This is a genomic window from Neobacillus drentensis (assembly GCF_036965245.1).
In the GTDB taxonomy this organism is placed as follows: domain Bacteria; phylum Bacillota; class Bacilli; order Bacillales; family Cytobacillaceae; genus Neobacillus; species Neobacillus drentensis_G.
This window is the reverse complement of the sequence record NZ_JBALPG010000090.1, coordinates 1-12699: the sequence shown is the minus strand read 5'-3', so window position 1 is coordinate 12699 and position 12699 is coordinate 1. Positions and strand designations below refer to the sequence as shown.

General features: G+C 36.2%; 18 protein-coding genes. 4 read left to right on the top strand and 14 right to left on the bottom strand.

The annotated features are described in order from the left end of the window. On the top strand, positions 1 to 293 hold a 293-nt coding region (locus V7150_RS17920), incomplete at its 5' end, for an MSCRAMM family protein (protein WP_335521102.1). Positions 294 to 553: 260 nt separating this feature from the next. Here the strand turns inward: V7150_RS17920 and V7150_RS17915 are convergent. From V7150_RS17915 to V7150_RS17905, 3 genes are all read right to left on the bottom strand, one after another. Next, positions 554 to 691 carry a hypothetical protein gene (locus V7150_RS17915; protein WP_335521101.1) on the bottom strand — a complete coding sequence of 46 codons (138 nt, stop codon included), beginning with the start codon at positions 689 to 691 and terminating at the stop codon, positions 554 to 556. Positions 692 to 886: 195 nt separating this feature from the next. Then, positions 887 to 2080 carry a C40 family peptidase gene (locus V7150_RS17910; RefSeq protein ID WP_335521099.1) on the bottom strand — a complete coding sequence of 398 codons (1194 nt, stop codon included), beginning with the start codon at positions 2078 to 2080 and terminating at the stop codon, positions 887 to 889. Positions 2081 to 2278: 198 nt separating this feature from the next. Continuing rightward, on the bottom strand, positions 2279 to 2500 hold the full coding sequence (locus V7150_RS17905) for a hypothetical protein (RefSeq protein ID WP_335521098.1): 222 nt from the start codon (positions 2498 to 2500) through the stop codon (positions 2279 to 2281). A 269-nt stretch (positions 2501 to 2769) separates the two neighbouring features. On the opposite strand from V7150_RS17905, the gene V7150_RS17900 reads away from it, so the two are divergent. After that, positions 2770 to 3540, top strand: coding sequence for an ABC transporter ATP-binding protein (locus V7150_RS17900; protein WP_335521097.1), 771 nt, complete (start codon positions 2770 to 2772; stop codon positions 3538 to 3540). Positions 3541 to 3619: 79 nt separating this feature from the next. Here the strand turns inward: V7150_RS17900 and V7150_RS17895 are convergent, their stop codons facing one another. The 7 genes from V7150_RS17895 to V7150_RS17865 all read right to left on the bottom strand — a co-directional run bounded on the left by V7150_RS17895 (position 3620) and on the right by V7150_RS17865 (position 7862). Next, entirely contained in the window at positions 3620 to 4018 is a 399-nt protein-coding gene (locus V7150_RS17895; RefSeq protein WP_335521095.1) for a DUF2251 domain-containing protein, read from the bottom strand. 347 nt (positions 4019 to 4365) lie between these two features. After that, positions 4366 to 4542, bottom strand: a complete 177-nt coding sequence (locus V7150_RS17890; protein ID WP_335521094.1) for a hypothetical protein — start codon at positions 4540 to 4542, stop codon at positions 4366 to 4368. A gap of 82 nt (positions 4543 to 4624) precedes the next feature. Continuing rightward, positions 4625 to 5077 carry a GNAT family N-acetyltransferase gene (locus V7150_RS17885; protein WP_335521093.1) on the bottom strand — a complete coding sequence of 151 codons (453 nt, stop codon included), beginning with the start codon at positions 5075 to 5077 and terminating at the stop codon, positions 4625 to 4627. 230 nt (positions 5078 to 5307) lie between these two features. Further along, positions 5308 to 5952, bottom strand: coding sequence for a formylglycine-generating enzyme family protein (locus tag V7150_RS17880; RefSeq protein ID WP_335521105.1), 645 nt, complete (start codon positions 5950 to 5952; stop codon positions 5308 to 5310). A gap of 99 nt (positions 5953 to 6051) precedes the next feature. Then, positions 6052 to 6447 (bottom strand): GyrI-like domain-containing protein, encoded by a 396-nt coding sequence (locus V7150_RS17875; protein ID WP_335521091.1) that lies wholly within the window; start codon positions 6445 to 6447, stop codon positions 6052 to 6054. A 735-nt stretch (positions 6448 to 7182) separates the two neighbouring features. Further along, positions 7183 to 7656 carry a hypothetical protein gene (locus V7150_RS17870; RefSeq protein WP_335521089.1) on the bottom strand — a complete coding sequence of 158 codons (474 nt, stop codon included), beginning with the start codon at positions 7654 to 7656 and terminating at the stop codon, positions 7183 to 7185. Next, positions 7653 to 7862, bottom strand: a complete 210-nt coding sequence (locus tag V7150_RS17865) for a helix-turn-helix transcriptional regulator (protein WP_335521087.1) — start codon at positions 7860 to 7862, stop codon at positions 7653 to 7655. The genes V7150_RS17870 and V7150_RS17865 overlap by 4 nt, the downstream gene beginning before the upstream one ends. 1099 nt (positions 7863 to 8961) lie before the next feature. Here V7150_RS17865 and V7150_RS17860 point away from each other — a divergent pair. Both V7150_RS17860 and V7150_RS17855 read left to right on the top strand, forming a co-directional pair. Next, on the top strand, positions 8962 to 9537 hold the full coding sequence (locus V7150_RS17860; protein WP_335521103.1) for a dihydrofolate reductase family protein: 576 nt from the start codon (positions 8962 to 8964) through the stop codon (positions 9535 to 9537). A 258-nt stretch (positions 9538 to 9795) separates the two neighbouring features. Next, complete coding sequence (locus tag V7150_RS17855) at positions 9796 to 10188, top strand: hypothetical protein (protein WP_007085177.1); 393 nt, start codon at positions 9796 to 9798, stop codon at positions 10186 to 10188. Between the two features lie 219 nt (positions 10189 to 10407). Here the strand turns inward: V7150_RS17855 and V7150_RS17850 are convergent, their stop codons facing one another. The 4 genes from V7150_RS17850 to V7150_RS17835 form a co-directional block, all read right to left on the bottom strand. Next, a complete protein-coding gene (locus V7150_RS17850) occupies positions 10408 to 10713 on the bottom strand; it encodes a hypothetical protein (protein ID WP_335521083.1) in 306 nt (101 codons plus the stop codon). A 148-nt stretch (positions 10714 to 10861) separates the two neighbouring features. Further along, entirely contained in the window at positions 10862 to 11128 is a 267-nt protein-coding gene (locus V7150_RS17845) for a hypothetical protein (RefSeq protein ID WP_335521081.1), read from the bottom strand. Positions 11129 to 11410: 282 nt separating this feature from the next. Continuing rightward, positions 11411 to 12178 (bottom strand): DUF4304 domain-containing protein, encoded by a 768-nt coding sequence (locus V7150_RS17840; protein ID WP_335521080.1) that lies wholly within the window; start codon positions 12176 to 12178, stop codon positions 11411 to 11413. 198 nt (positions 12179 to 12376) lie between these two features. Further along, positions 12377 to 12532, bottom strand: a complete 156-nt coding sequence (locus V7150_RS17835; protein ID WP_166263120.1) for a hypothetical protein — start codon at positions 12530 to 12532, stop codon at positions 12377 to 12379. Positions 12533 to 12699 lie beyond the last annotated feature (167 nt).

Here is a 12699-nt window from a genome sequence, read left to right as displayed (position 1 = left end):
ACTATCAATTTGTCGAAACAAAAGCACCAACAGGCTATGAGCTAGACTCAACCCCAATCAAGTTCACGATTGAAAAGGGGCAAACGAAAGCAGCAGCGGTCGTGGCAGAAAACGTCAAGAAAAAAGTGGAACCAGTGAATAAACCAGCAGATCCAACAGCGGGTCCAAACACAAAACACACATTAGCCAATACAGCAACGAACATCTTTAATACATTGCTTGCGGGTGCAGTGCTGTTGATCACAGGAACAGTCCTCCTATTAATCAGCAGAAGGAAAAAATCGTACGAATAACACTGGAAAAGAAAAAAGGAGTCTGTCCCGAATAAGGGTCCGACTCCTTTTTATATATAGTTTATCCTACATTTAACGTGACAGATGGACGCTTCGGTATTAGAAAGCGTACCAAGGTTCCTTGGCCAAGCACACTTTCAATCTGCAGCACTTTTCAATATAAATCTAAAGGACAAAACTCACTAAAAAAATCTAAAAATGTCTTTAATAGGCCGTCTAAAGGACAAAACTCACTGAAATGGCCAAAAATGCCATCAACGTTATGAGTTTGGTTCGGTATTCGTGTCTTCAGCTTTTGATAAAGTAGAAACATACTCAAACAACTGGATAAGATACTTGTTCAGCTCGAACCTATCCTCTTTAGCAAACTCCGAAAATACCAACCTGCTTTCCTTCATCCCCAAAACCCCCTCAAATTAGTAGCTTTCATCAGTATGGCCAACCTATCAATCTTTTAAACCTGAAAAATAAAAAAAGTCAATCTCCTAAAATAGGAGACTGGCTTGTCTCGTGTACTTCACAACCGTATATCGAGTGCTATATTAATTTTCCAATAAAAAACCAGTACAGCTATAAACAGTACTGGCTTCACCTTAATAGAATCGCTTAAACGCCGCAAAGTGGGCGGTATAGTAGTTACTTTTTAAATTGGAAATCATGACGCCACGGGCCTCGTCGGCGTGGATGAATTGGTTACCGCCGAGGTAGAAGCCCACGTGAGAGATACCTTTTTTATATGTATTTTCAAAAAAGACAAGGTCGCCAGGCTTAGGGTTGTCCACATAATAGCTGCGGTCATAATAGCCTGCTGCATTATAGCGGCCGATCTTCGTACCCGCTTGGTTCGCGACATAATAGATGAACCCGCTGCAATCAAAGCCGGAAAGTTTACTTCCGCCCCACACATATGGCGTTCCTATTAAGCTCTTTGCCACCGTGATCACATCGCCCTGCGGTTCCGGTGTAGGTGTCGGTGCTGTAGTAGCCTGTCCCGTTACCTTAAGCGTTTGCCCCACATAAATCATGTCGGATGTAAGGCCGTTTAATGATTTCAGATTCTGGACGGTCATGTTGTATTGACGAGCAATTTTTCCAAGAGTATCACCGCTTTTGATAACATACGTACTCGCTGCTGGCGGCAGGACTGCCGGAGGTGGAGTTACCACTGGCGGAGGTGTCTGAGTCTGGGAACCCGTAACTTTGAGCTTTTGTCCGACAAAAATCAAATCGGATAGTAAGTTATTAAGTGTTTTCAACTGCTGTACGGTCATGCCATATTGGACACCAATTTTGCTCAGACTGTCGCCGCTTTTGACAGTGTATTCACTCGTATCGGATGGTGCCGGTGTAGGAGGCAGCGGTGCTGGAGCCGGCTGCGGTGGTGTCACGGTCACTGTTTGCCCCGGAGCAGATACCTTCAGTACTTGTCCAACATAGATGAGCGTGCCCTGAAGATTATTCCACTGCTGTAGCTCGCCGACTGTGACATTGTAGCGGTTAGCGATTTTAATGAGCGCATCACCTCTGACAACGGTATAATTGGTTTGCTGTGTAGCTTGTACGGTTGCGGTCTGTGGTGAAATTTGCAGAATTTGATTTTCATAGATCAGATCGGATGCTAAACCGTTCTGAGCCTTAATTTCATTGACACTTGTCTTAAATTTCAAGGAAATTTTCGAAAGGCTGTCACCTTTTTGGACTTTGTAAGTATCGGCGAGTGCAGACCCAGCGAAAAGCGTCGAAAAAAGAGCGGTTGTCGAAAGTGTACGAACGATAGTTTTCTTCATCTAGTAAAATCACCTCAAATTTTCATATTTTACATCATTTTACCATAGTTTACTATTATTTAGGGGGAAAATTCGATAAAATTCGATAAAAATAGACATTATAAAGGTTTTTTTTTGTAGAAAAATAGGTCTCATAGCATATTATCGGCTGCCTAGATAAAAAGTTTAATTAAAATACTGGGAACTTTTTGGAATGTCTTAAGGAACTAAATAATATTTATTATCTTTAATTGAAAGTCCATTAAAACACACAACTGACACATCACCAATATTATTGGAAGTAGAAGCTGATGAAAATACCTCTGAAATTCCTTTATCAGTTTGCATTTTAAAATAAATATCTTCACTCTTACATTGTAATAAATCGTAGTAAACAGTTGTTGAAATAGGCGTTGTCACCACTTTTTGAATGATAACCATTTCTCCATTACATCGATGATATCGCTTCCCATGTACAATACTTTTCCTGCACAGGATATTATCCCTTGCAAAATATAAATTAACAAAATATTCTGTTCTCTTTATAAGAAATCGATTACTATAGAAGTATCAATGAATAAGGAGGAAATTTACATGAAAAACATGACTAATCAAACCGTACAAACATATAAGGGTGGAACACTTACTTAAATGTAAACGGTGTACCCCCTTATATGTGTTTATTTAAATAATACAAAAAGGGGTAAATCATGCGTTTTCCAGTAAAAAAATTTTTCTCATATTACAAACCGTATTTAACAATATTTCTTTCGGTATTGGCGTGTGCCATAATCGTATCTGCTTTGACTTTGGTGTTTCCGTTGCTTGTTCGGTATATTACGAAAGATGTTCTGGACGGAGACTTGTCCACTGCGCTAAGTGAAGTGTATTGGATTGGTGGGCTGATGCTTGTTTTAGCTGTAATCCAGAATATCGGGAACTACTTTGTGGACTACAAAGGACATGAAATCGGGGCTCGTATGGAAAGTGATATGCGTAGAGAACTGTTTACACACATGCAAAAGCTTTCCTTTAGCTTTTACGATAAGGAAAAGACAGGTCAGCTTATGTCTCGGATTACACACGACCTGCTGCTCCTTTCCGAGCTGTACCATCATGGTCCAGAAGATTACATCAAATATTTCGTTCGATTTTTAGGAGCGTTTGTCATTTTGTTTTTTATTAACGCACCCTTAACGATCACCGTATTCTGTTTTTTACCATTCTTAGGTGTCTTTGCATTGTATTTTAATAAGAAGTTGAACAAGGCATTAAGAAGAAACAAAGAGCGAATTGGAGACGTAAACGTACAGGTAGAGGATAGTCTATCGGGAATCCGCGTAGTAAAATCGTTTGCCAACGAGCAAGTAGAAAGGGGGGCCGATTTGTTATTTTCCACTGTCTCCATTCCCAAACCCCATCACTTTAGGCGAAAGCTGAATAATGAAATGCTTTTTCCACTTAACTCCGTCTTTACTTGAAGAAGAAAAAGGCATTACCGTTGTTCCAGTAATGCACCCGTTTTGTTAAAAAACAAAAAGCTAAGTTTACTTATGGGGTTTAATTCTCCACTTCAGAATTGAGAGGTTCTCCTAATTCTGAAGGTATTCCCTCTTCCCAAATTCTTAATGGAATTGTAACTATACTATTATTTTCCCTAGGTGCATTTAGCTTTCTCTTAGAAGTTAAATCGAACATTCCCCAACACTCACCATCAACAATAAATATTGACTTCATTGAGTCCTCGGACCAAATAATATCTACTTTTTCACATTCATAAATGGAAGGGGATATTTGATTATAAATCCAAAGAGCATCAGCAATCCCGACCATTTCTCCATCTAATGACATTGGACAGAAGTAAAAATATCCTGTTTCTCCATCATCCTCAAAAACACAAAGCCACTTTCCATCAGGAGATATCTCATCAATAACAAAGTCCTCTTCTGGAGTATTCATCTTTCTCAACTCCTTTTGCTTACTTTTTAATTCGCTATCCTATTTAAAATTCCCTTTAATTCTTGTTTAACTAGCATGCTTACGTTAGTCGAAAAAGAAACAGGGATTGCTGCAGCAATCCCTGTTCCTAAAATCAAGCATCCGTTAGCCATCCATGAAGCATAGCTTTGCCACAGAAAATGTTAGAAAAAACCGTTCTTACATGGTAGACAAATATGCCGTGATACGGAACCAGCAAATAAAGGATACTTCAACTTCTAGAAAAGTTGAATAAGCACTTTCTCCACTTAATTAGTTTTATGCTTGTTTTGCGAATTAAGAATATTAATTTTCTTTTAACTGTCTTTTTAGGGCGTGTTTCTCTTATTCATTAACTTTATCACATGCTCATTGGGGCTCCAGCAATTAAACTTATAGTTCGTTTTTGTTTCATAACCTAACCGGCTGCAATAATATTTCATTCCTTCTGCTTTTTTCTCTGCTTTAAAATGGCGGCATGTCGCGCAGCAATGGAAATCTTTCATAAACACATACCCCTTTTATTTGTTTCACAATATGGGTCAAATACGATACTAAATCGTCAATTTACTTCATCAATCGATTACATCATTTTTTTGATATCCATTCATATTGAATATCAGGTAAATTTTCTTCATTTTCATGTCCTCTGCCAATGATTTTAAATCCATGCTTTTCATAAAATCGTTGTGCAATTTCATTTACTTCAAATGTGAATAATGTTAATCTCCCACATGATTGTGCTTTTACTTTATCTAGTAATGTTTGACCTATACCGATTCCTTGATAATCTATATGAATATAAAGTTGGCTTATTTCCTGTTCATTATAGGCAATCATGCCAACTACTTTTTCGTCAATTAACGCTAAATCTATTTGAAACTGTTCAGGTAATATATGATTTAAAAAATAAACGTGATTTTCAAAGCTGTGAATTTCTTTCTGACCAATAGCCTGCTCTTTACTAGCTCGCCACATATCTACTGTTTGTTCAGCATACTTAGGATTATATTGAGTAATTATGATCTTGTGTTGGTTCACTACAATACCTCCTCAAGTTTTGTTTACTGCTTTATATGTTGTTTTCCTGTAATAACTCGATGAAATACTACCAGCTATGAGTTTTTTAGCTTTTATAAAATTTCTCCCCCAGCTTCTTTCCATATTCAATCTGCAATATGAATCGAACTAAAAAAGGCCGATGCCTTGTTAAAGCATCGAACTCCGTTAATTGAGCTGTAAAACCTCGGAAGTTGGCTTGTTTGTTGAAGTTAAAGAGACTTGGCAAGACGGAATCCAAGGTCGTCTATGCAAAATGTCGGATGGCTGCGACGACGACACGAAGCCCCACACCCCCTGGCCTCTTCAGCCCAGCTACCTCCTCGGAAAATTCGATAGGAGCCGTACACTTGTTCATCATATAAATCCCAACACCACTCCCAAACATTCCCTAACATATCATACAGACCCCATGCATTCGGTTCTTTTCTTCCTACTTCATGGATTTTGCCTCCTGAATTTTCATTATACCAGGCAATCTTATCAAGCTCTCCGTATCTATAACCAGTAGTCTCTGCTTTACATGCATATTGCCACTCTGCTTCTGAAGGAAGTCGATAGCCGTCCGATTCCCAATCACAAATAATGTTTTCACCATCATTCCGAATAGAATAACACTCTTTCAGTCCAGCTTTCTGTGAAAGTAGATTACAAAAAGAAATGGCATCATTCCAAGAAATATTTACAACCGGTTTTAGATCTCCGTCAAAAGAATTAGGTGATTTATTTGTAATATCATAGTATAAACCTTTAGTTACAGGATAACGGGCAAGAAGAAACGGTTTTATTTCAGCTTTCCATTTGCTTTTTATTCGATCGTCTCTTAATTCTATTTCTCCCCCTGGAATTTTTACCATTGGATAGTCAATGAAACTCTTTTTTTCATTTGACACTCTACCTGCCTCCTAATGATCTTGGTTTGACTAATGACTCTATTAGTTGAAAAATCACATACTCTACTTAATAGCAATGTGAATTTCTATATTTCCATTAGGATAATATTTTTCAAAATCATAAGTATAAGCACTGTGCAAATTACCTTCTTTTTCTTCATCCCATATTTTGCTCCAAGTGTTAAAGATACCTTGTTCTTCATTGGTATCAACCTTAAATATCTTATATTTCTTGTCACTGGGAATTGTTATTAATGGTGTTGCTTCTCCTTCGATCGCAACACTTAAAGTATAGTCACCTTTATAATCCGTCTCATACCCATGATAAACACCGTATATACTGCTTTCATGCTCAGTTAAATCTGTTGAAGCAGCTTTCCACATATCTGTGATTTTTTGCATTACATGTTCATCATTAAAGTTATTTGTTCTAATGCTATTGATGATTGTTAACTTCATCAGTCTCCATCCCTTCAATTCGTTTTACTGTAAATAAATTCAATAAAACATTAAAATGACCTTCTTCTAAAAAAAAACTGCACCGTTTGTGGAAAAGAAAAATTTTGTCGGAACAGTGGTACCTGTTAATTTTTACAATAATATTAAATTTTTAAACACGTTTAATGTCTTACCGTATAAAAAAATATATAGTATGTTTTCCGCGAAATGTTGGCGAGACCCCTATCCGATGTTTCAGAAATAGGAACAACTTTACTTAACTTTTTAACCTCAGATGAGAATTTTAAGCTCGGGATCGTAGTAGTTGGCTTAGTAAAGCCAAAAAAAGAAGAACCACCTAATCTGCCAACTAGGTAGTTCTTCCGAAAAAGACAACTTATTTTGAGTGTTTCCAAAAACAAGGTAAGAAACCCCAAAAACTAACATCATGAAGTTTTTTTGGGATCAGGATGCTGCCACATTTTGATCTTTTTTATGGATTTTAATACGTTTTTAGTAACTCAATTTCCTTCATTAAATCTATATTGATTACACTAGTAAACATGGAGGTAATCTTTTGTGCCGAAAATTAGTTAATTGGATGTTCTCTTGTCAGAAACGCGCATTTTTAGTATTTTATCAATATCAAATTCGTTTCCAAGGTATTCGATTGAACTGTTAGCGAATAATGAATATCGCACATGAATATTTTTCATAACCGGCATCGTACTGAATTAGTTCCTTTGTTTTTTTAGATTATCCATAATTCTTCTGCCATGAAATCAGGTACGTTAGAATTTGTGTTAACGGAAGCAGCGAAAATACAATAATAGGATAATATGGAATGGTCTCGGAAACAAATGGATAGAAAAGCAGCAATACAGTGATCACTGGAAATGCGTACAACATGCTAATGTAGGCAGCACGACATGCGCGTGCCGTAATTAGCTGCTCTCGCTCATCATTTTCCGCAAACTCATCAGGCAGCCATATTGCCTTCGAAAACTCCTTACTGTTCCGCTTCTTGTGACGAAATGATAGAAAGGCAACGAACCCACCAATTGTAAAAAAGGCAATGAATGGCATGATATTTACTTCAAAAAGATAATCACGTGATGTATCCTTAAAAAATTCTACGATATCGATAGATACATAGTAAAAGACTGACATGGCCCAGCCAAATAAAATCAACATTATAATGATGGAAAATCCATTACGCAAAGCTTTCACACTTCATCATCCTCCCAATAAAAAATTTCTTCGATGGGCAGTTTAAAGATTCTGGCGATCTTCATTGCCAGCATTAGAGATGGCACATAGTTCCCCTTCTCCAACGCGACAATCGTTTGTCTTGTTACATCGACATCATCAGCAAGCTCCCCCTGCGTCAAATTATGCCTTGCACGTAATTCCTTTACCCGATTTTTAATTTCCATTAGTATTACCTCATATTTCCTTCAATTGCCTCTATTGTAAAGTAAAGTATTCATTTTGTAAAGTTAACTATACATATTACTTAAAATAGGGGTAGTACCAACAAAATGCTGATAACATACGTTAAGGGTCTGTTCAGAAAATCAGAGATTGCTGAGCACTTTATTGAGAAAGGGTTTATAAGGTTTTTTTTCCTTTTGAAGATATCCAATAACCCATTCCACCGCAAAGTAGCAAATAAGTGGAGTAATTTAGGGGCAACAGGAGCAAATTGATAATCAATGTTCAACAACTTTACTAAAATATTAAATTTTTAACCACGTTTAATGTCTTAGCGTATGTTTTCCGTAAAATGTTGGCGAGACCCCATATAACTATTCGTATACCTGGGGAGAAGTACACTAAATATAGTATTATTACCTACAGCCATCGGTATGTCTCTGGCAAAGAGTTTGAGAAATTAACCAAATATACGGAAGATTAATTAATCTCATTTTTCCTTTATAGACTCAAAGACTATAATTTTAAGTCCTTTTATCTTATTTCTTATGTAACCAATCTCCTGTTAGTCAAATAAAAAAAGGCTGTCTTCGTAAGTATTGTTGATATCCTTCTAGTTATTGCTATAACAAAAAAACTCGCTTCAAATCTTGGCGAGTTTTATCTGGTAGGTACACGATCTATTCTTAAACTAAAGCATCCGTTTGTTTAAGTGTAATCCTTCACAAACTTGGCTTAAATATGATTTGCTCTTCCCATTTTATTTCCGTCTGAAAAATAAATCAAATATTTTTGATAAAGTGGTTGACACAAGAATTGGGAATAGCATAAATAATAAAACAATTTCTCGAGGAGAGTGATTCTTTTTTTATGGCAAAAAGACGATACGGCTGCACTCCTTGAAATGAAGAACGCGTTAGTATGAAATCGAACAGTCTGGAATATTGGATAAAAGCATAAAACAGGCATTGCCTGTTTTTTATTTTAATTAGTGTAACTTATAGAACTTTTTTACCCAAATTTATAAAAAATTGGTTATACTTACATTGGAGGTAAAGAAGTATGAAAAAAATATCCCTCATGAACAAAGGAGAACTAAAAATGAGAAAACTCGTTCTATTTCTGCACGCATCGCTTGACGGTTTTGTAGAAGGTCCGAACGGTGAAATGGACATCGGCTGGGTTTCCTACGATGCTGACTTGGAGAAACACGCGAAAGAAATTCTGAGTACTGCCGACACTGTCATATGGGGACGTGGGACTTATCAGATGATGCACAGTTACTGGACATCTGTGCCTTCGAACCCCTCAGCTTCGCAGCATGAACGGAATCATGCCGAGTGGATCGAAAAGACAGCCAAAATCGTTTTTTCCACGACGCTGGAGAAAGTCGAATGGAACAATTCCAGACTGGTGAAAGAAGATGTCGAGGAAGAGATCAAGAACCTCAAACAGCAGCCAGGCAAGGATATGGTCATCCTCGGCAGTCCTAGGTTAGCACACTACCTTATGCAGCTTGATTTAATAGATGAGTATAAAATTACGGTTTCTCCCGTCCTGATCGGCAGCGGGTTGCCGTTATTCCAAGGTCACAAGGAGAAGATCAATCTTAAACTTATCGAAAACAAGACATTTGATTCTGGAGCCATAGCCCTCGTTTACCAGACGGTGAGATGACCTTGTCTCCTAAAGCAGATTACGTCAGATACGAGAGCATTCCTGTAGATCGTTAAATATCAGGTTTGAAAAAAATAAAGCCCCTCAGTAAGATATGAGTATAGACACCACTCTAACTCACAACTTTAGGAGGAACCCTACCATGAAGTTAGCTTGCCTAACTCTTACAAGTATAGTGAGACTAACAGCAAGCTATTTTACATTTTCTAATTGGTGTATAATAGTGTGAAGAAATTTTATACTAACGGAGGGTATGAAATGAAGATTTTGTTTGATGAAACATACACTTCAAAAGACGGAAAGCTTACAAGCAGGAATATTTGGTATGGATATGCTGATATATCTGTTGATGGTCACCATGGAAAAACCATTAAGCTTAATGAAGATTTTATGGATCAATTATGCGAATTAATAAAAAATGACTTATCTAAGAATGCAGCAAATGCGCCTACTCAAACTAACTGGTATTTCTATGGAAGTGCTGTAACTAAGGACGCTATTGGAGACAATATCCGTCCGACAATTATGGTTCGTGAGAGATCTGACGAGTTTATAACTAATTTTAATATCAGTGACCATGATTTTGCTGTAAATATTGATGCTATTCTGTTGTTTAAGGCGGATTTTGAAAAACGTTTAGCGAGTCATTGATGAGTAATATAAGTATAAGCATATTCAAACTATTTGAGGGGATGATTCCATAATGAATTCATTCTCCTTTTTCATGTGGTGGGAGTCTTTTTGTGTGGAGGAAAAGGACATTTAATAATACAGATTGTGAATAATTACACTTAAATTAAACTGCCCGTTAAGTCGAATAAGTAAATAGACCGCCGCAGCGATCCATCTTCAAAAGCACGTTGGAGATTTTTAATTTTTATACAGACGTTTTCCTCTTAATGATTTTGCCAATTCTTCTGGTATGTCAGACAATATATCAATTTGTTTTAATCGATCTTCCCCAACTATATAGTTTGGCAATGTGATAGAAATAACAGGTATCTTTATTTCATTTTCATCCTTCAATTTTAATGATTCTCCAATTTTAATACTGGAAGCATTTCTGATTATTTCTCCTGCTAAAATAAACCCTCTACCTGTAATCTTAAAAACATCTTTGATTTCAATCTCAAACAACTCTTCATCATCCTTTAGCCGTTGTTTTTCTAATAACAATACCACCAATTTTAAAAATTATTAATTTCTTATTGAACAAAACTGCTTCGTTAGCTTAAGAAGAAAGCCGCCAAAATTGGCAGCTGGATCTTCAACTCTTGCACCCGTTAGTAAAATAAGCACACTCTGAGACCTGTAAATTTAAATCCTATTCTTTACTTCTCATAATAAATTCTTCAAGGCTAATAATCTTATCATTTTCATCAATTATCATTGCTAAAGGTCCATCAATAATATTGCCACTACGAGAGTATAGGTTATAACCTACTGACCATTCACCTGGAACTCCAGTCAAAGTAAATAACTCAATAGAGAAATTATTATTAGGGTCTGCGTTAAATTCTTTTTCAAATTGTTTTGCTATTTCAAGTGCCTTCAATCTTTCTCTTTTATGTTTCTTTTTCAACTTTTTCACCTCACATAACATGTCTCCGAAGCAATCATTCTTCTTTAACAATTGCACCCGTTAGTTGCATAAGTAACAAATCAAACAGCTAAATTAACTTCCAAAAATCGCAATAAGCACCAATATACAAGTAGACCAATTTATTAATTGCATATATTTTCTTTTACTTTTTTCCTCTAATACATCATTGAATAAATCTAGTTTTAAGATTAATTTATTTATTATTAACTCAACTTTCGCACCTAAAAAAATGTGATGAGTTTCAATAAGGAATACGAAAAAAACGCAGGTTTACAAAACAATTCGTTCTGATTCAATATCATCATTAATGGCTACTTTGTATGCACCATTACGAATCCTTTTTAGTATTTCTCTTCCTTTTTCCTGTTCACCGTTTTCATAATAAAGATGTCCCAACTGATACATCATTTGTTCGTCGAATTCTCTTTTTGGTTCGTTATTTCTAAGATATTCAATTAATGACTCTGCATCAGGAATTGATTTAAAGAAATGGAGTATGACCTTTTCAATATCCTCCACCAAAACTTTATCGAACCCTTCGCCAGTCTTAACGTTATAACGCATCTCCCAATTTGATTCGAATGATTTTTGCTTTGATATTTCAGCTTCAGACAATTCCTGTCCATAATAAACATCAGAAGGTTTCTCTTGGCTATATGCTTCTAAGTAATACCAATCATCAACACTGGCGGGCAAATTATACGCCCATCTTACCACTTCTCCAAAAGAAAGACCGCAAATGATTGTGTTAAGTTTATCGCTTTCCTGTATTCCAAGTTTGGTGTATAAAGATGGTATTGCAATACTTGTGTTATAAGTAAAACTTGCCGTCGTTCGATGATTTCCTCTTGAGTATTGCACTTCACAAATTTCAATAATCCCTTCACGTTCTCTATAAAAAGTCTTTCCTTTCTTTTTGAATCCGTGCTTTTTATATTCAGGTGTAATCACCTGTTTAAAGGCATCGTGCAACATTTCCTTGTAATTGTATTTTTCAATAAGTTTATTGTACTCTTCCCTATTAAAATGACTATTCATATTCAACCTCTCTTCGAATAACAATGATTACATTTACCATTTTGAACGAATAATTACTCGTTTTTCAACTAACCTCCCGTTAGTGGAACAAGAAAAGCTGCCAAAATGACAGCTCTGATCTTAAACTCTAGCACCCAGTTACTTTAAGTACAATCCTTCACATTGTCTTTGAAAAGTTGTATTTGAATCATTTTAAGGTCAAAAATTATTGGGTCCGAAAGGATTTTCTGGTGGATATTCCTCTAACTTATCAGCTGTTCTTTCATCTGGTGAAGTCGCCCCAGATTTTTTGTCAAAATAAATGGCTATTCCAGCCAATATAATGATAGGTGTAAATATATAAATCCAAATCATCATAACACCTCCAAACTAAAAACTAACCAACGAATTACTAATATTATATTACAAATTTAACTTTTTTTTACAATATTTTTAAACAAAAACTGCCCCGTTAGCACAATAAGAAAAGACCGCCGCAACGATCCCATTTCTTTAACTCTTGCACCCGTTAGCCATCCATG

Excerpts from the sequence above, each read along its gene's own strand:
- V7150_RS17915 (WP_335521101.1), bottom strand. The coding sequence starts at position 691 with ATGAAGGAAAGCAGGTTGGTATTTTCGGAGTTTGCTAAAGAGGATAGG.
- V7150_RS17875 (WP_335521091.1), bottom strand. The coding sequence starts at position 6,447 with ATGAAGTTAACAATCATCAATAGCATTAGAACAAATAACTTTAATGAT.
- V7150_RS17860 (WP_335521103.1), top strand. The coding sequence starts at position 8,962 with ATGAGAAAACTCGTTCTATTTCTGCACGCATCGCTTGACGGTTTTGTA.
- V7150_RS17900 (WP_335521097.1), top strand. The coding sequence starts at position 2,770 with ATGCGTTTTCCAGTAAAAAAATTTTTCTCATATTACAAACCGTATTTA.
- V7150_RS17855 (WP_007085177.1), top strand. The coding sequence starts at position 9,796 with ATGAAGATTTTGTTTGATGAAACATACACTTCAAAAGACGGAAAGCTT.
- V7150_RS17880 (WP_335521105.1), bottom strand. The coding sequence starts at position 5,952 with ATGGTAAAAATTCCAGGGGGAGAAATAGAATTAAGAGACGATCGAATA.
- V7150_RS17895 (WP_335521095.1), bottom strand. The coding sequence starts at position 4,018 with ATGAATACTCCAGAAGAGGACTTTGTTATTGATGAGATATCTCCTGAT.
- V7150_RS17890 (WP_335521094.1), bottom strand. The coding sequence starts at position 4,542 with ATGAAAGATTTCCATTGCTGCGCGACATGCCGCCATTTTAAAGCAGAG.
- V7150_RS17840 (WP_335521080.1), bottom strand. The coding sequence starts at position 12,178 with ATGAATAGTCATTTTAATAGGGAAGAGTACAATAAACTTATTGAAAAA.
- V7150_RS17910 (WP_335521099.1), bottom strand. The coding sequence starts at position 2,080 with ATGAAGAAAACTATCGTTCGTACACTTTCGACAACCGCTCTTTTTTCG.
- V7150_RS17835 (WP_166263120.1), bottom strand. The coding sequence starts at position 12,532 with ATGATTTGGATTTATATATTTACACCTATCATTATATTGGCTGGAATA.
- V7150_RS17905 (WP_335521098.1), bottom strand. The coding sequence starts at position 2,500 with ATGGTTATCATTCAAAAAGTGGTGACAACGCCTATTTCAACAACTGTT.
- V7150_RS17865 (WP_335521087.1), bottom strand. The coding sequence starts at position 7,862 with ATGGAAATTAAAAATCGGGTAAAGGAATTACGTGCAAGGCATAATTTG.